Source organism: Bacillus sp. PDNC022 (genome assembly GCF_016919285.1).
Classification (GTDB): domain Bacteria; phylum Bacillota; class Bacilli; order Bacillales; family Bacillaceae; genus Bacillus; species Bacillus safensis.
In genome coordinates, this window is the sequence record NZ_CP070345.1 from 71,077 (window position 1) to 88,547 (window position 17,471).

A 17,471-nucleotide genomic window follows, 5' to 3' on the forward strand; every position below is an offset into this window, starting at 1 on the left:
GACCTTTCATCGATCGATAAGATGAAAGGTTTTGTTCATATGCCTCTCTCTCTGTGCATAAAGATAGAGTAGCGAGAGAAGGGAGAGTGGCATAGGTGCTAAAGGTAGCTGTATTTGATGAAGAACATGAGAAAGATTTGCAGAGCGAAATCAATCATTTTTTAAAAGGAATGGATGACGACCAAATCATTGACATCAAGTACAATGTAGCGGTGATCTGTGAGCAGGGAGGGGAACAGCTCTACTGTTTTTCTGCACTCATTTTATATAAAAAATAGACGGCATCAAAAAAGGACCTGCTTGAAGGGTCCTATTTCTTTGGTTAGCTGGCGTCAATATATAAACGATGCTTGTTGCAGTGAACACATTGAAAGAGGTAGCCTTGTAAGTCTCCTCCGTTGACGAGCCATTTCTTTAGGTTCTCTTTTGTTAATCCTTCTCCGCTGCAAATGTCTTCGATATCCTCGGCGAGTTCTTCCTCTAGATGTTCAATCTCTTTCCAGCCGACATACTGGACGATTGCGCAAAAATCTCCGCAATGACTTAACCAATATTCCTGCTGCCATCCGCGATAGCCTGGCGTTCTGAAGATCAGCTCATCGATATAATCCTCTTGATCGACGTCATCACAGCTCGCATCGTCTTGAAAAGTTCCATTGTATTTTTTCGCCGCTGATCCATCTTTAATGCACCAAGGACAAATTCCCTCCACATCTTCAACAGTATAAAAAGGGCCTTGGTACACATAATCTCTTTCTTTCTCACAAACAGGACATGTTGTATGCTCTTTTTTAATCACGTTTAACGAAACTGGATCTGGGTTGTACTTGAACGTAGGTAACGTCATATAAACCTCCATTATGTAGAAAGTGATGATTCATCACTATTTTAAAGGAATCCTCAAGCTCGAGACAATCTTAAATTGTTTATATAGAAAAAAGCCGTTCGGATAAGGAACGGCTTTTTCTCGCTTGCGATTATGCTTTTTTTACTCTTGGACTTCGTGGTTTAGTGACTTGATTGGCTTGTTTAATAGCTCTTCGTTCATCATTTAGTGATTTATACAGCGAGACAATCATCAATATGATGACAACGGAGAACGGCAAGGCTGCGAGCTTGGCTGTATTTTGCAGGGCTTCAAGTCCCCCTGAAAATAAAAGCACAGCAGCAACAGCCGATTGGATAATGCCCCAGCTGACTTTGACACTGCCAGAAGGGTTCAATGATCCGTAGGTTGTCTGCATTCCAAGCACAAATGTAGCTGAATCAGCCGATGTAATAAAGAATACGGCAATTAAAATGAGCGCCAGTATCGATGTAATCATCGCCAGCGGATATTCATTCAGTACACCGAAGAGCATCGTTTCAGTTGAAAGACCTGCAACATCGACAATATTCTTTTGCTGTAAATCCATCGCAGATACACCGAAAATCGAGAACCATAGGAAGACTAGGATGGAAGGAGCGACTAAGACACCCAATAAAAATTCACGAATTGTTCGCCCGCGTGACACTCTAGCGATAAAGATCCCGACAAATGGTGCCCAAGAAATCCACCATGCCCAATAAAAGATCGTCCATCCATTAATCCATTCTCTCTTTTCAGGATCATTTGGAGATAGACGGAAGCTCATTTGAACGACATTGGATAAGTATTGCCCAATCGAGTCAGTAAATGAATTTAAGATAAAAACAGTTGGACCTGCCAAAAGTAAGAAAAACATCAGAACAGCTGCTAATACCATGTTGATATTACTTAAGTATTTAATGCCTTTTCCAATCCCGCTTAAAGCAGATGCAAGGAAAAGCACCGTCACAATGATGATAATGATCAATTGTGTGCTAAAGGCAATTGGAATATGAAAAAGATAATTCAATCCGCCATTTATTTGTGCTGCGCCTAATCCTAGGCTTGTTGCCACACCAACCACAGTTGCAAATACCGCAATACAATCGATGGTTTTACCGATCCATCCGTGAATTTTATTTCCTAAAACGGGCTGCAGCGTTGCACTGATTAAGCCAGGTGCATCTTTTCTAAATTTAAAGTAAGCAATGCAAAGTGCAACAATGGCATAAATAGCCCATGCATGAAGCCCCCAGTGGAAAAATGTATAGCGAAGGGAATCGCGGAAGGCCTGCGCAGTTTCAGTCTCTCCTGTTGGTGACTGAATAGCATAGTGGCTGATCGGTTCAGCTGCTCCGTAAAAAACAAGACCAATTCCCATACCGGCACTAAATAGCATAGCAAACCAAGAAAATAGACCAAATTCAGGCTCTTCCCCCGGTTTTCCTAGCGTAATCTTACCGATTGGGCTAAAGATAAAGAATAGACAAAAGCCGACAAGCAGTGATACCACTAACAAGTAATACCAGCCAAAGTCATTTGTAATGTATGTTTGAATTTGATCTGTGACATTTTGCAATGACTCTGGAGAAAACGCTCCCCACATCACGGCAACAAATGTGATCGCAATCACAATCCAAAATACACTTGATACGTTTTTCACACCATCTCACTCTCCTGTTGTTCTACACGTTTAAGCAGAGGACTTTTGCTTAATATCCCCTAACTCAACTTATTTCAAACAAAAAGAGGCGAGCTTCTCACTCGACCTCTACTTTACCGTAACATGTTTTGCTTCCATTTATCAACTATCGATATGGGAAGACGATTTTTCCTCAATTCGTTTGCGAAGACGGTAGACATATTCTTTTAAACATACAGCGAAAATAGTAAACGCCAAAACAATGGCGACTTTTAACGGGGTAATGGACAGATTCAAGAAAACAGCGGCTGTTAAACTGATAACGACCGCAAGAACAATTGGTAGTGCGCGTCTGATCATTGATCTCTCTCCTTTACTTCTAGTGCAGCATTCATGCCGGCAAGTCTGCCTGTCACAAGTGCTGACGTGATATTGTATCCGCCTGTGTAGCCGTGAATGTCTAGAATTTCTCCGCAGAAATAAAGACCGCGCATTTTTTTAGACGCCATTTTCTTCGGTTCAATTTCCTTCACAGAAACGCCGCCTCCTGTCACAAACGCTTTGTCCAAGGATAGCGTCCCATTTGCATGAACAATAAAATGTTTGCAATCATGGGCAAATGCACGCAGTTTATCTTTGGCTAGACCAGAAAATGTGTCTTGAGGATCAATACCGTTCCGTTCTAACAGAAACAATAAATAGCGTTCTTGCATCCAAGACTTGAGGACGTTTTTAATGGCTTTTTTCGGTTCATCTTTTAGGTCTCGATGAAGCTTTTGGAACAGCTCCTCGTCATTCAGCTTCGGGTATAAGTCTATTTGCAGGCGGACTGCCGGCTGCTTTTTTAATTCTTTTACAACAAATCCGCTGCATCTAAGAACAGCTGGACCTGATAAACCAAAGTGAGTAAAGATCATATCCATGACATGCGTGACGACGGGTTTCCCTTTTTTATTTAAAACACTGACAGCCACACTTCTTAAAGAAAGACCTTGAAGCACTTTTTCTTTAATAAATCGTTCATCTGATGTGACCGGTACTTCTGTTGGGAAGAGCTCTGTAATCGTATGACCGGCTGCTTCTGCCCATGCATAGCCGTCACCAGTAGAGCCGGTATGCGGTACACTTTTCCCGCCTACAGCGATGACGACAGCCTTACTTGAAATTTTTTCATCATTATTTGTAACAATTCCAGCTGCTTGTCCGTCTTGATACAGAACCGTTTTAATCTTTTCGTTCGTTCGAATGGTGACATTGAGGGCACGGAGCCTGTCTAGAAGGGCATCCACAACAGATTGTGCTTTGTTTGAGACAGGGAACATACGTCCATGGTCTTCTTCTTTTAGTTCAATGCCAAGGTTTTCAAAAAACGAAATAATATCCTCGTTGTTGAACTCAGAAAATGCACTATATAGAAAACGGCCGTTTCCGGGAATATGTTTGATGATTTCTTCTACTGGAAGGCGATTGGTGACGTTACAGCGTCCGCCGCCAGAAATGGCCAGCTTTCTGCCAAGTTTGTTTCCTTTGTCAATTAACAGAACAGTCGCGCCGTGCTCTGCTGATGCAATCGCGGCCATCAGTCCAGAAGGTCCGCCGCCAATGACAATGACATCATAATGTTTCATGTTACATTCCTCTTTCTACTTTCAGTCATTTTTCTATTATAACGAAGATTAGGGAAGGCTGAAATATGAATTGATTGGTTTTGTGACTTCAGTATTGGATTTGTTACCTGTGTGTTGAAATGATGTGGTAAAATAGTTAAGTTGAATATTCATTAGAAAAATGGTGGTTAAGCGCATGTCTAATAAACTGCTTCGTGGTACGTTGGTTTTAACGATAGGGACGTATCTCTCTCGTATTCTAGGTATGATTTATTTAATTCCATTTAGCGCTATGGTTGGAGCAACTGGTGGAGCGCTATTCCAATATGGATACAATCAGTATACGATCTTTTTAAGTATTGCTACGCTTGGTTTTCCAACAGCGGTATCAAAATTTGTTTCCAAATATAATGCAATCGGCGATTATGAGACAACAAGAAAAATGTTCAGGGCGGGTATGTCGGTCATGCTTGTCACCGGGATTATCGCCTTTTCTATTTTATATTTGTCCGCACCGATTTTTGCCAAGATTCAGCTTGGCGGATCAAATGAAACAGGTGGTTTGACTGTCGATCAAGTAGTATATGTGATTCGAATGGTCAGCTTAGGCCTTTTAGTTGTGCCGATCATGAGTCTTGTACGCGGGTTCTTCCAAGGACACTCCATGATGGGACCAACAGCTGTTTCCCAAGTGATTGAACAACTTGTCAGAATCATCTTCCTATTAACGGCGACGTTTATTATTTTAAAAGTGCTTGACGGCGGGCTTGTTATTGCTGTCGGGTATGCAACATTTGCCGCACTGATCGGTGCATTTGGCGGTTTATTCACGCTTTATTTATATTGGCTGAAGCGGAAGGACCGGCTCTTATCCATGCAGCCGAATACAGGCACTCACTCTGATTTATCTTATAAGCAAATGTTTACAGAGCTGTTTAGCTATGCGGCGCCGTATGTATTTGTTGGACTTGCGATTCCAATTTATTCTTATATCGATACAAACACAATTAATAGAGCCATGATTGCATCAGGACATCAGGATATTAGTACAGCGGTATTGTCCATTGTGACGTTATATTTACCGAAGCTCGTGATGATTCCTGTGTCACTTGCAACAGCGTTTGGCTTAACCTTGATTCCGACAATAACGGAATCATTTACAGCACGTAATTACAAGCTGCTCAATAGACAAATTGATCAGACGATGCAGATCATTTTATTTTTCGTGCTGCCTGCTTCATTTGGTATCTCAGCACTAGCTGGACCGGTTTATTGGTTTTTCTATCCATCGGTTCACCCTGAGATTGGGATCTCCATTTTGTTCTGGTATGCACCTGTTGCATTATTGTTTTCATTATTCACCATTAATGCAGCGATTCTGCAAGGGATCAACAAACAAAAATTTGCTATCGTCAGTCTTTTGTTAGGGATCATTATTAAAACGGTTCTGAACATCCCGCTGATCAGCTGGCTGCAAGGAAATGGTTCTGTACTGGCAACAGCATTAGGCTACAGTGCGTCCATCTTGTATATGTTTATCATGATTAAACGCCATGCCGGCTATTCGTTCCGCAGAATTTTCAAACGTTTTATTCTGATTGGTATTTTAACGGCGATCATGGGTGTGGTGGCATATATGACAAGTCAGCTTGTGAGCCAAGTGATTTCTTATGAAGGTGGAATTGTACAAGCGGGTATCGTCATTTTGATTTCCATGATCACTGGCGGCGGTGTGTATATGTTCTTGTCTTATAAGGTGGGATTACTAGAGCGTGTACTTGGCAGCCGTATGCCGAAATTTTTAAGAAAAAAGAGTTAAGAAGAGGTAGATATTCATGAGGCTTGATAAATTGCTTGCTAACAGCGGCTTTGGTTCAAGAAAAGATGTAAAAAAGCTTGTCAAGGCCCGGGCTGTCACAGTGAATGGAGAAGTGGCGAAGCAGGTGAAAGATCATGTTGATCCATCAAATGATGAAGTGCTCGTACATGGAGAGCGTGTAGAGTATAAAGAATTCATTTACTTAATGATGAATAAGCCTGACGGGGTGATCTCAGCAACTGAAGATCTGCGGGATGAAACGGTTGTCGATTTACTTGAGCCGGAGGATATCGCAAGGGAGCCATTCCCTGTGGGGAGACTGGATAAGGATACGGTCGGTCTCCTTCTCCTTACAAATGATGGACAGCTTGCTCATCAATTACTTTCTCCAAAAAAGCATGTGCCGAAAACGTACGAAGTTCATTTGAAGTATCCTTTAGGCGATCAAGACATCAAGCGTCTTGAAGAGGGCGTTGTCATCTTAGATGATTATCACACGAAGCCGGCGAAGGTTGAAGTAGATGCGAATGAAGACGAAGATACACGCATCCGTTTGACGATTACTGAAGGGAAGTACCATCAAGTGAAGCTGATGGCGCAAGCAGTGGGAAATGAAGTGATCTTTTTAAAAAGGCTCTCGATGGGGGCTGTCTCATTAGATGAAGATCTAGCACCTGGAGAGTACCGTGAATTGACGGATGAAGAATTAGACAGCTTAATGAATCGTGAATAACATAAGAACAAAAGAAAAGAACCGGCATATCGCCGGTTCTTTTTGTTATATGGACAATTCATTATACGCTTAAGATGATATTTTTACTTTTTTTCTTGTTGTTTCCCATTTGCCTCTGCTTGGACTATGAACAAGATCGTTATAGGCAAGCACGTTTAAGTCTCTTTGAATGGTTCTAGGTGTGATCCCGAATTCATCAACCAGCTCTTGTGTCGTCACAAGACCTTTCTCTTGAATGAACATATAGACTGATTTGATTCGAGTCATCATACGGTTTGTTGAAGGTTTCAAAAAACCACTCCCTATCAATAAGATCGGATGGACTTGACTAACCACAACTTACTACACTAAAACTGCGAAATAAGGACATGCAACAATGGTAAATGTTCGTGTTTGTTAATGTTTTATTCTATTATACACGTTATTATGCATCTAGTTCCACCAAAAAGTCAACTTTACGTGTTTTTAAACTTGTCTTCATGAAATAAAATATGGTATATATCATGATTTGAATCCGGTTACAACCCAATTATCATAGGGGATACGAAAGAAGCTAACAATTCCAAACGTCCAAAAATAAACACAGAAAATTTACAAAATAAAAAATTCAGTAAAGGCAAAAAGACACATTCCATGTTAGGATGTGCCTTTTTTGTTTCTGTTATCCTTCTAAGAAAAAGAGCTGAATGAAAAATAAGACCGCAAAGATGAGAACAAGCACATGTACTTCTCTCCATTTCCCTTTCGCCAATTTCACAAGCGGATATGAAATAAATCCAAGTGAAATCCCTGTAGAGATACTAGAAGTCAGCGGCATCGAAAGAATGACAAGAAAAGCAGGGAATGCTTCGTCTAATTCGTTCCAGCGAATGCGTGACACTGAGTTCATCATCAAGCAGCCAACAATGATTAAAACAGGTGATGTGATGGATGGTAAAGAAGAAATCGCTTGAACGAGCGGGCCAAAAAATAATGCCACAATAAACAGTGCAGCGACCGTTAAAGAAGTCAGCCCCGTTCTTCCACCAGCAGCAACTCCTGATGATGACTCAATATAAGCAGTGGTTGGGCTTGTACCAAACATAGAACCAACCGTTGTTGCAGCAGAGTCAGCGAGCAGGGCTCTGCGCACTTTTGGCAGCTGGCCATTTTTCATTAATCCGGCTTGTTCGGCAACGCCAATCATAGTGCCTGTTGTATCAAAAATCGTCACCAGTAAGAAGGAGAAGACGACAGCATACAAATGATGAGAGAACACGTCACCAAACGCAGCAATTGGATTTGTAATCAGCATGCCTTCAGGCAGTGCAGGAATGTCCATCAGCATTTTAGGGAAATGAAGCTGGCCTGTTGCGAGTGCAATCAATGTGGTCGCTAACATGCCGATAAACAGTGCACCATTTATTTGAAGAACCATTAAAATAACCGAAATCATTAAGCCGACAAGCGTTAAAATGACAACAGGCGAATTTAAATTGCCAAGCTTCACAAGGTTTTCTGGATCAGCAGCGATGATTCCAGACTGACGGAGGCCGATGAACGCAATGAAAAGCCCGATTCCTGCTGTAATACCGTACTTTAAATTATCTGGAATGGCTTGAATCAGTTGTTTTCTAAGGGATGTTAACGATAAAATAATAAAGAGTATACCAGCAACAAATACCGCACTAAACGCTGTTTGATAGCTGATGCCGCCACCGCCGACAACGGTAAAGGTGAAATAGACATTCAGCCCCATGCCTGGTGCAATGGCAATCGGATAGTTTGCAAATAGTGCCATCCAGAGCGTACCGACGACAGCAGCGATGATTGTTGCAGTAAAGACTTGGTCAAAAGGAATGCCTGCTTTTGAAAGAATTCCCGGGTTGACGGCAACAATATACACCATGGTAAAAAATGTCGTCATACCTGCGATGATTTCTTTCTTTATGTTGGTTTGATTTTCTTTTAACTGAAACATAAAATCCTCCATTTACGAACATTATTACAAAACAATTAATATAATATTCGTTTTAAGGGTGGATTGCAACCTTTTTTCAAGGAGGAATGGAAAAAATGAATTGGGAAGCTGAAGTGATACGAAAAAAAGACGACTTGATCAAGGACACACAATCTTTTTTACAAATTGAAAGTGTCCTTGATGAAGAAGGCGGCAAAGAAGGAAAGCCATTTGGTGAAAAAGTCGACGATGCCCTTCAGTATGTGCTGAAAAAAGGGGAAGACGAAGGCTTCACAGTCAAGAATGTCGATGGCTATGCGGGTCATATTGAATATGGGGAAGGCGAAGACATTGTAGGTGTGCTGTGCCATGTGGACGTGGTGCCTGCTGGTGATGGCTGGACAACCCCGCCATTTTCAGCTGACATCAGAGAAAATAAAATCTTTGCACGCGGGGCTATTGATGATAAAGGCCCAACCATGGCGGCATTCTATGCGCTGAAAATCTTAAAAGATTCTGGTCTGCAGCTGTCGAAAAAAATCCGAATGATCATTGGAACAGATGAAGAAAGTGATTGGCGCTGTGTGGACCATTATTTCAAGCATGAGGCGATGCCGCAAATTGGATTTGCACCAGATGCTGATTTTCCGATTATTCATGCGGAAAAAGGGATCATTGATGCCACCCTGTCATTTACATATCAACAAACAGCGGATCATCCGCGCTATACGCTGAAGCAATTTACATCGGGTATGAGGCTCAATATGGTACCAGATGAGGCAGCTGCTACTGTGACTGCTGCACAGGAGCACGATGCTGAACCATTAAAAACAGCCTTCGAAGCCTATCTAGCTGATCATCAATTATCTGGCGAAGTAAAAAGCGCAGCGGATGGACTGCATTTTACATTAAAAGGGGTATCCGTTCATGCCATGGAGCCGGCGCATGGGACAAATGCGGGCATTCATATGGCAAATTTCTTATGCGGACACGAATTAGATGAGCAGGGACTTGCCTTTACTTCCCAAATCAACGCTTTATTTGATCAAGATACAAGAGGACAAAAGCTGGGAATTGCTTGCAAAGATGATATTAGTGGAGATTTGACGTTGAATGTTGGGACAATCCGCTATAAACAAAATGAGGAAGCAAAGTTAGGGTTAAATGTCCGCTATCCAGTAACAGCAGACGGCAAGGACGTCAAAAAAGGAATTGAAAGCATAAAAGGAGCGTCTCTTCTAAAATTCGAAGACAGCCCTCCGCATCACGTCTCAAAAGATCATCCGCTTGTGAAAACCTTGCAGCGGGTATATGAGGAACAAACGGGAGACCCTGCTAATCTGATTGCCATTGGGGGAGGAACGTATGCGAGATCTTTAGAAGCTGGCGTTGCCTTCGGACCTCTATTTCCTGGCAGACCTGACTGCGCCCATCAGAAGGATGAATATATCGAAATCGATGACTTACTAAGAGCAGCCGCTCTATATGCACAAGCCATGTATGAATTAGCAAAATAGTAAAAGAGAAGAGGGGATTCACAGTGAAAAAAATGTTCTTAAGCTCTTCATTCAAAGACAGTTATTCTCTCTTATCTGACTTTGCCGGTGAATCTTTAAAAGGGAAGTGCGTGACTTTCTTTCCAACGGCAAGTGCTGTAGAAGAAGTCACGCACTATGTGGAGGCAGCGAAGGAAGCCTTTCAGCAATTAGGGATGCAGCTTGAGACTGTACAGATAGATGAACAGTCCGCTGAAAAGATCGCGCAGATGATCAAACAAAATGATGTGATCTACGTTTCAGGAGGCAACACTTTTTATTTATTGCAGGAATTAAGAAAGCATCGTCTCGATAACGTGTTGAAAGAAGAAATCAACAACGGCAAGCTGTACATCGGAGAATCTGCGGGGAGTATCATTATGGCGCCAAGCATTGAATTTATCTCTCTGATGGATGATCAAAAGAAGGCACCGGAGCTTTCATCATTTCAAGGTTTCAATGAAATAAGCCGCTATCCAGTACCGCATATGCACAATACCTATTTAGGCGAGGCTGCGCAGCTAATTATAGAGAAGTATCAGCAGACGCTTGATTTATGCCCGCTTACTGATGAACAGGCTTTACTCGTCACAGGGGAGCAGGCTGAGGTGCAATCTGTCAAAGCACCTTAACCATGAAACGAAGAAAAAGGAACAGGGATTCATCGCCCTGTTCCTTTTTTAATCTTGAAAAACATCACTTGATAAGTAACGTTCGCCCGTATCTGCTGTCATACAGATCACGATTTGATCTGCTGGCAATTGCTTGGCTGTTTCAATGGCTGCATAGCAAGCCGCCCCAGAGGATGGGCCTACTAAAATTCCTTCAAGCTTAGCGAGCTGCCGTGTGATGTGATAAGCGTCTTCGTCACTTACCTGCACGATGTCATCATAGACGTGCTCGTTTAAAATATGGGGGATAAATCCTGGGCTTGTGCCAACGAGCTTATGTTTCCCAGGTTTCCCGCCAGATAAGACAGGAGATCCCTTCGGCTCTGCCACACGGATGGTCAAATGAGGAAAGGCCTTCTTTAATTCCTCTCCAGTTCCAGTAATAGTACCTCCAGTCCCAGCTGTTGCGACAAAGGCTCCAAGAGGCTGTCCAAGTTGTTTCACAGCTTCCATGATTTCGACTGCTGTTGTTCCTCTATGTGCATCTGGGTTCGCCCTGTTGTCAAATTGCATAGGAATAAAGCTATGAGGAATTTGAGCAGCCAGTTCCTCAGCCTTTCGGATGCAGCCTGGCATTTTTTCTTCTCCTGGGGTTAAGACGACCTGCGCCCCGTATGCCTTCAAAATATTGATTCTTTCCTTTGTCATCGTATCAGGCATGACAAGGATGGCTTTGTAGCCTCTTGCGGCAGCATTCATGGCTAAACCAATCCCTGTATTCCCGCTCGTAGGCTCAATAATGGTTGCTCCTTTTGTGAGCTTCCCTTGTTTTTCTGCTTCGACGAGCATATTGTAAGCCGCGCGGTCTTTTACACTTCCGCTCGGATTAAATGATTCTAGCTTTAAGTAAACAGCCGCCGCATTTTCTGGCTGAAGCCGCTGTAATTTAACAAGCGGTGTATCGCCAATCAGCTCCGCTATATTTTGTGCAACTTTCATCAGATGACACCCTTTCTTCTCATTCCGCATTTCTTTAGTTATACTATCATCAATGGGGATTCGTAAAGTTTGTTAAAAAAGGACAGGTGATATTGTGTCAGAAAGCCGTCATTATTTTATAGGGATTCACATCCCTGAACAACTTGCGCATCAAATCAAACAAGATATTGATCAAAGGAGCGGGCTGTTCTTTCAAAAATGGACAGCACCACATGATTATCATGTGACCCTTGTCTTTTTAGGCGCCATTCCAGAAGAGCGTTTAAAAAAGGTCATTCAGCTGCTTGACATCCTTTCAAATGAAGCGTCTGCATTTCCACTAGAGCTGAATGAGGTAGGGCAGTTTGGTGCGAAGGAACGCCCGAGAGTCTTTTTTGCAAAGCCTCATGAAAGTGAGCCGCTCATGCACTTAAGAGAAAAGGTGAAAGAAGCCGTCTTGGCAGCAGGACACCCTGTTGAAAAGAGACCGTTTCATCCGCATATGACGATCGCGCGCAAATGGAATGCGGATGACCCTTATGAAAAGCAAGCGCCTTTACGCAAAGAGCCATATGTGATGGAGGTTTCTCGTATCACTTTATTTGAAATACGTCCAAAAGAAGCCCCTCGTTATCACGCAATTAAACAATTTACACTACATAAATGATTCTAGAAGTTGGAGTGAGCAGCAGATGGCGCAAATTATCAAAATCCAAGATTATATATCACGATATGAACAAGACCCGCATCACTACATCAATCAATTCAATCGGTTGAAAAAACAAAGATGGGACGAGTTAAAAAAGGCTTCGAAAGAGGAGGCGCAGCAACCGGCTGACCAAATTCCTCAACAAGCGCCTGAACAAGAGGAAGAAAAGAGAAAGAAATTCTCCTTAAAGAGAAAGCAAAAAGAAGCCGATATGAAAAAGGAACGGGACCTGCGTCTTTTTAACGAGCCGACAGATATAGAGCAAGGGGTTTTCAGAAACGTCCCTACCGATGAAACGCAGCTGATTCACTTTTTTAAGGATCATCTCTTTGAGGTGCAATTAAAATGGGCGAGTTCGACGATTTCACATATTTCAACCGTTTCCCATCATATTCGGTATGATGAAAAGCTGCGGATGCTTGCAAGACAGCTTCCGGATTCTTATTTTGTGATGTACAAGCCGGTGCTGCTCATTCAAAAAGCTGAGATGGAACTATGTCCGATCCTCATCACGCCGCTCGAAGTGATCTGTTTATCCTTCTTAGAGGCCGAGCCAGACAGCGTCTATATCGGAACGAAGGAACGTTTTTGGGAAAAACGGGCGACTGGGAAAGCTGTACAGTCTGTCTTGAATCCTTGTGCAAGCCTTCTGCGCTCTGGCACCGTCGTGTCAAAGATATTACAGCAAAGTGGTGTAGATATTCCTGTGAAAAAAATCCTCATCAGCCGAACCTCTTATATTGATTTACCTGAAGTTCCATACGGGATGGAGGTTGTCGATAAAAAGAAGGCGGAAGAGTGGTTTGAAAAGCAGCGGAAAAATACGGCGCCGACAAAGCATCAGCAGTTTAAGGCGACAAAAGCATTGCTTGCTTATGGTGAATCAGACAGTAAAAGAAGGCAGGAATGGCTCGATTAAAGAAATGATGGAAGGTCACGAAAAATGACACCTGAGTGGAGCTAATATATGAATGAATGGTACTTTATCGTTAATCCAGAAGCAGGACATGGAAAAGGACTCCGCACATGGAGGAGCATAGAGAAAGAATTACAAAAGGTGGAGGTCTCTTATCGATCGTTTCTCACCCAGCATGAAGGCCATGCAGAAGTTTTGGCAAGACAAATCAGTGCCATGCAGGATGACAGGCTGAAGCGCTTAATTGTCATTGGTGGTGACGGCACTATTCATGAAGTACTGAATGGCTTAAAGGAAATCGATCATGTGCAGCTTAGTTTTGTCCCTGCTGGTCATTGGAATGATGCTGCGAAGGGTCTAGGTATCCAACGTCACGATGTCCTAAAAGAAGTGAAAAAGCAAAAGAGAATGCTCACCAAAACATTTTCTCTCGGCTCCTTTCAAGATCATGCTGAAAGTCCGCAATCAGTTCTCTTTCTCAATCATATCGGTGTGGGGTTTGACGCACATGTGCTGAGGAAAACGGTGCATTTTAGAGGGAAGAAGTGGCTGAAACGGCTGGGGCTTGGCTTTATCATCTATCCTCTGTCATTTCTCCATTCTTTATGGTCGTTTAAGCCGTTTGATCTTGCGCTATTTATTGAAAATGAGAAGAAAGTCTTTCGCCAAGTGTGGTTTGTGATCGTATGCAATCACCCGTATTACGGGGGAGGGCTGGAGGCAGCGCCGGAAGTGAGTGCAAGGCAGCCAGGTTTTCAAACGATTGTTGTCACAGATTTGAATCCATTCAAAGTCCTCTTGTTTCTAAGTGCAATGGTGTTTCGAAAGCACCTTGGAATGAATGGAGTTACCCTGTTTCAGCATGAGGAAGCGTACTTAGAAGCAGATGAGAAAATCTTATTTCACGCAGATGGAGAAGTGATCGGTGTAACGCCTGTCTTTGTAAAGGCAAGTGAACGATCCTTAAAATTACGTGCTTAAATAACTTGCGGTATATCCGCAGGCAAAGAACCATGAAAAAAGCCTTCTTTTTCGTAAGGTTCTTGTCCTGATTTTTTAGTTTTGCTTGACGAGTATAAGAAGGTAACGATAAAATCTATAGGACGGCTATTGTTTAGCATCTCATTCTCAATAGCTGTCCTTTTTGTTTTTATGATCATATAAATAAAAAAAGAAACAGCCAATTGATCCTCAATCGGCTGAATTTTGTCGACTAAAAAAGCAAGATTTAAAATATTTTAAGAAATGATGGGTTGAAAATTGATATGAACTGGTTGGGACAAATATTAGGTAGCGAATGGCACATCTCTCCTGCTGGAGGCGCTACGGGAGATGCGTACTTCGCAACACACAATGACCAAAAGCTATTTTTAAAACGCAATACGTCACCGTTTCTTGCGGTTTTGTCAGCTGAAGGCATTGTGCCGAAGCTTGTCTGGACAAAACGGATGGAAAATGGAGATGTGATTACTGCACAGCACTGGCTGAGCGGCAGAGAGCTGAAGCCAAAGGACATGAATGATCGTCCTGTAGCAGAGCAGCTAAGAAAAATTCATACATCAAAAGAATTGCTCGATATGCTGAAACGATTAGAGAAGCACTCTCTAGACCCAGAATCCATTCTGATGCATCTGAAACAGTCCATATTAAACGAGCAAATTGATTCACAAGACATTACGCGTGCCATCCAGTACTTAGAGAAGCATGTGGAGGCTGTCCATTTTGAGGACAAGGTCGTCTGTCATTGTGATCTCAATCATAATAATTGGCTGCTGACAGATGAAAACCAGCTCTATTTGATCGATTGGGATGGGGCGATGATTGCAGACCCAGCGATTGATCTTGGACCGCTTTTATACCATTATGTGGAGGAAGAGAACTGGGAAAGCTGGCTCTCTATGTACGGCGCCCCGCTGACGGACAATTTGCGAAAGCGCATGGCGTGGTACGTGCTCGCTGAAACCGTATCATTTGTCGTTTGGCATAAAAGAAAAGGAAATGAAAAGGCACAAAAAGAAGTGCAAGCGGAGCTAAATGCACTTTTAAAACGGTTAAACATCCATTAAGACAGTGGAATGTTTTCGACCCACTCAGACAGATGTGATTGATGCTCCTCGATATGTGCATCAATTGAACTGACAGAGGTGCCCTTTTGGCTGTAATCATAAATATCTGTTAACAGCTGACGAATGTCAGCATCCAGATATTCTTTTGCCAGCATTAATTGAATCACGCGTCCCACCTGTTCATATTCTGCAACAGTCCCGCAGCAATCCAGCTGGTGATCGGTTAAAATATCTTTGATTAATTGAAGCTGATGTTGACGGTTTAAACCCATACGAATGCTCCTTTCCTGCGTGTCATTTATGAGGTTAAACTGTGCATTCAGCGCCCAATTTATACATGCGGCAGACCAGCTCAAGTGAAGGGCTGGTTTTTTTATATGGACATAAAAGATGCTGTCTTGCGGGTCTTTATGTTTCATGGTATCTTGATAAAATGTAAAGAAAATAGAGGTGTATCAAATTGAGAATGCGACATAAACCATGGGCTGATGATTACTTAGCTGAGAATGCTCATATTGCTTTAGCAAGTCCCGAGCAATATAAAGGGAAATGGCATGAGCTGTTTGGAAATGATCATCCAATCCATATCGAAGTTGGGACAGGGAAAGGGAGCTTTATTGCTGGAATGGGCAAGCTTCATCCTGATATCAACTATATTGGCATTGAATTATTTAAAAGTGTCATTGTGACAGCAGTAGATAAAATCAAAGAGACAGATGTTGAAAATGTAAAGCTTTTGAATATCAATGCTGAGACGCTGACAGATGTGTTTGCGGAAAATGAGATTGACCGGGTGTATTTGAATTTCTCTGATCCGTGGCCAAAAGCAAGACATGAAAAGCGCAGATTGACGTTTAAAACTTTTTTAGAGCGATATGAACATATTCTTCGTCCAGGCGGTGAATTACATTTCAAAACAGATAACCGCGGGTTATTTGAATATTCCTTAAAAAGTTTTTCTGCTTATGGTCTTCTTTTAACGTATGTCAGCCTAGATTTACATGAGGACGGCTTAGAAGGAAACGTGATGACTGAATATGAAGAGAAATTCTCGTCTATGGGGCAACCTATCTATCGTTCAGAAGTCAAATTCCCAGAATAACAAGTGATATCAAGCTGGCTGCAAAGAAAAATTGCAGTCAGCTTTTTTTATGAAAAGATTGGTGCATGCGATTTTTGGCTGTATTTGCTACGATAGAAAAAGGAGGGATGACAGCAATGGAGACAATGAAAATAGGTGAAATGGAACTGTTCTGGTTAAACGGGGGAGATACGCACATGGACGGCGGTGCGATGTTCGGTGTCGTGCCAAAGCCATTATGGTCAAAAAAATACCCGGTAAATGACCGCAATCAAATTGAATTACGATGTGATCCAATTCTCATTCGGTGGAACGGACTTCATCTGTTAGTGGATTCCGGCATCGGATCAGGGAAGCTGACAGATAAACAAAAACGCAATTACGGCGTGACAGAGGAAACCAAATTGGAAGAATCTCTGGCAGCCCTTGGCCTGCGCCCATCAGATATTGATTACGTATTAATGACACATTTACACTTCGATCATGTCAGCGGATTAACAAAACGTGAGGGCGATAAGCTCGTGTCTGTTTTTCAGCAGGCAACAATCATCACATCGAAAATCGAATGGGATGAAATGAGAGCGCCAAATATTCGCTCAAGAAATACATATTGGAAAGAAAACTGGGAGCCTGTGGCAGATCAAGTCGTCACATTTGAAGAAAGCATCGAAGTGACAGAAGGAATCGAGCTGCATCATACAGGCGGCCACAGCAACGGTCATAGTATTTTAACGCTCACAAGTGAGGGCGAAACAGCGATTCATTTAGCTGATATCATGCCAACACACGCTCATAAAAATCCACTCTGGGTTTTGGCATATGATGATTACCCAATGACTTCGATTCCAGCCAAGCAAAAGTGGCAGGCATATGCTGAAGAAAAAAATGCATGGTACTTGTTTTATCATGATGCCATTTATCGTGCTGTAAAATGGGACGAAGATGGGCAGATTACACACGAAATCAAAAGAGAAACAGGAAGATAAAA

At 42.4% G+C, this 17,471-nt stretch carries 19 protein-coding genes; 11 read left to right on the forward strand and 8 right to left on the reverse strand.

The features are described 5' to 3' along the window. Nucleotides 1–95: 95 nt before the first annotated feature. Nucleotides 96–278: a sporulation protein Cse60 gene (locus tag JVX94_RS00470; RefSeq protein ID WP_024424881.1), complete on the forward strand. Its 183-nt coding sequence runs from the start codon at nt 96–98 to the stop codon at nt 276–278. Nucleotides 279–322: 44 nt separating this feature from the next. Here the strand turns inward: JVX94_RS00470 and JVX94_RS00475 are convergent, their stop codons facing one another. From JVX94_RS00475 to JVX94_RS00490, 4 genes are all read right to left on the reverse strand, one after another. Next, the gene (locus tag JVX94_RS00475) at nt 323–847 is read right to left on the reverse strand and encodes a CbrC family protein (RefSeq protein WP_205184228.1); all 525 of its coding nucleotides are present in this window, start codon (nt 845–847) and stop codon (nt 323–325) included. A gap of 130 nt (nt 848–977) precedes the next feature. Further along, nucleotides 978–2,510 carry a glycine betaine transporter OpuD gene (gene opuD / locus JVX94_RS00480; RefSeq protein WP_205184231.1) on the reverse strand — a complete coding sequence of 511 codons (1,533 nt, stop codon included), beginning with the start codon at nt 2,508–2,510 and terminating at the stop codon, nt 978–980. Between the two features lie 141 nt (nt 2,511–2,651). Then, nucleotides 2,652–2,849 carry a hypothetical protein gene (locus JVX94_RS00485; protein ID WP_095409324.1) on the reverse strand — a complete coding sequence of 66 codons (198 nt, stop codon included), beginning with the start codon at nt 2,847–2,849 and terminating at the stop codon, nt 2,652–2,654. Then, nucleotides 2,846–4,117, reverse strand: coding sequence for a BaiN/RdsA family NAD(P)/FAD-dependent oxidoreductase (locus JVX94_RS00490; protein ID WP_095409323.1), 1,272 nt, complete (start codon nt 4,115–4,117; stop codon nt 2,846–2,848). Before JVX94_RS00490 ends, JVX94_RS00485 begins: the two co-directional genes overlap by 4 nt. A 175-nt stretch (nt 4,118–4,292) precedes the next feature. On the opposite strand from JVX94_RS00490, the gene JVX94_RS00495 reads away from it, so the two are divergent. Further along, a complete protein-coding gene (locus tag JVX94_RS00495; RefSeq protein WP_205184234.1) occupies nt 4,293–5,915 on the forward strand; it encodes a putative polysaccharide biosynthesis protein in 1,623 nt (540 codons plus the stop codon). A 16-nt stretch (nt 5,916–5,931) separates the two neighbouring features. Further along, nucleotides 5,932–6,648 (forward strand): pseudouridine synthase, encoded by a 717-nt coding sequence (locus JVX94_RS00500; RefSeq protein WP_046312109.1) that lies wholly within the window; start codon nt 5,932–5,934, stop codon nt 6,646–6,648. A 69-nt stretch (nt 6,649–6,717) separates the two neighbouring features. On the opposite strand, the gene JVX94_RS00505 is transcribed toward JVX94_RS00500, so the two are convergent. Then, nucleotides 6,718–6,939: a DeoR family transcriptional regulator gene (locus tag JVX94_RS00505; RefSeq protein ID WP_008356419.1), complete on the reverse strand. Its 222-nt coding sequence runs from the start codon at nt 6,937–6,939 to the stop codon at nt 6,718–6,720. A gap of 370 nt (nt 6,940–7,309) precedes the next feature. Continuing rightward, entirely contained in the window at nt 7,310–8,608 is a 1,299-nt protein-coding gene (locus JVX94_RS00510) for an NCS2 family permease (protein ID WP_095409320.1), read from the reverse strand. Between the two features lie 95 nt (nt 8,609–8,703). On the opposite strand from JVX94_RS00510, the gene pepV reads away from it, so the two are divergent. Together pepV and JVX94_RS00520 are read left to right on the forward strand one after the other, a co-directional pair. Further along, a complete protein-coding gene (pepV, locus tag JVX94_RS00515) occupies nt 8,704–10,104 on the forward strand; it encodes a dipeptidase PepV (protein ID WP_111291846.1) in 1,401 nt (466 codons plus the stop codon). Between the two features lie 23 nt (nt 10,105–10,127). Then, nucleotides 10,128–10,754 carry a Type 1 glutamine amidotransferase-like domain-containing protein gene (locus JVX94_RS00520; protein WP_203128742.1) on the forward strand — a complete coding sequence of 209 codons (627 nt, stop codon included), beginning with the start codon at nt 10,128–10,130 and terminating at the stop codon, nt 10,752–10,754. 48 nt (nt 10,755–10,802) lie between these two features. Here JVX94_RS00520 and cysK read toward each other — a convergent pair whose 3' ends face one another. Further along, complete coding sequence (cysK, locus tag JVX94_RS00525) at nt 10,803–11,732, reverse strand: cysteine synthase A (protein ID WP_095409317.1); 930 nt, start codon at nt 11,730–11,732, stop codon at nt 10,803–10,805. 94 nt (nt 11,733–11,826) lie between these two features. Between cysK and thpR the strand changes: the two genes are divergently transcribed. The 4 genes from thpR (at nt 11,827) to JVX94_RS00545 (ending at nt 15,402) form a co-directional block, all read left to right on the forward strand. After that, on the forward strand, nt 11,827–12,378 hold the full coding sequence (thpR, locus tag JVX94_RS00530; protein WP_144484987.1) for an RNA 2',3'-cyclic phosphodiesterase: 552 nt from the start codon (nt 11,827–11,829) through the stop codon (nt 12,376–12,378). 25 nt (nt 12,379–12,403) lie between these two features. Beyond that, nucleotides 12,404–13,339 (forward strand): hypothetical protein, encoded by a 936-nt coding sequence (locus tag JVX94_RS00535; RefSeq protein ID WP_203128741.1) that lies wholly within the window; start codon nt 12,404–12,406, stop codon nt 13,337–13,339. Nucleotides 13,340–13,387: 48 nt separating this feature from the next. Next, nucleotides 13,388–14,317 carry a YegS/Rv2252/BmrU family lipid kinase gene (locus tag JVX94_RS00540; RefSeq protein WP_205184235.1) on the forward strand — a complete coding sequence of 310 codons (930 nt, stop codon included), beginning with the start codon at nt 13,388–13,390 and terminating at the stop codon, nt 14,315–14,317. Nucleotides 14,318–14,601: 284 nt separating this feature from the next. Continuing rightward, nucleotides 14,602–15,402: a phosphotransferase family protein gene (locus JVX94_RS00545; protein WP_076840453.1), complete on the forward strand. Its 801-nt coding sequence runs from the start codon at nt 14,602–14,604 to the stop codon at nt 15,400–15,402. On the opposite strand, the gene JVX94_RS00550 is transcribed toward JVX94_RS00545, so the two are convergent. Further along, nucleotides 15,399–15,674: a YtzH-like family protein gene (locus JVX94_RS00550; protein ID WP_205184237.1), complete on the reverse strand. Its 276-nt coding sequence runs from the start codon at nt 15,672–15,674 to the stop codon at nt 15,399–15,401. The genes JVX94_RS00545 and JVX94_RS00550 overlap by 4 nt on opposite strands. Nucleotides 15,675–15,862: 188 nt before the next feature. On the opposite strand from JVX94_RS00550, the gene trmB reads away from it, so the two are divergent. Both trmB and JVX94_RS00560 read left to right on the forward strand, forming a co-directional pair. Further along, a complete protein-coding gene (gene trmB, locus JVX94_RS00555) occupies nt 15,863–16,504 on the forward strand; it encodes a tRNA (guanosine(46)-N7)-methyltransferase TrmB (protein WP_024424866.1) in 642 nt (213 codons plus the stop codon). A gap of 116 nt (nt 16,505–16,620) precedes the next feature. Continuing rightward, nucleotides 16,621–17,469, forward strand: a complete 849-nt coding sequence (locus tag JVX94_RS00560) for a YtnP family quorum-quenching lactonase (protein WP_205184238.1) — start codon at nt 16,621–16,623, stop codon at nt 17,467–17,469. Nucleotides 17,470–17,471: the final 2 nt, after the last annotated feature.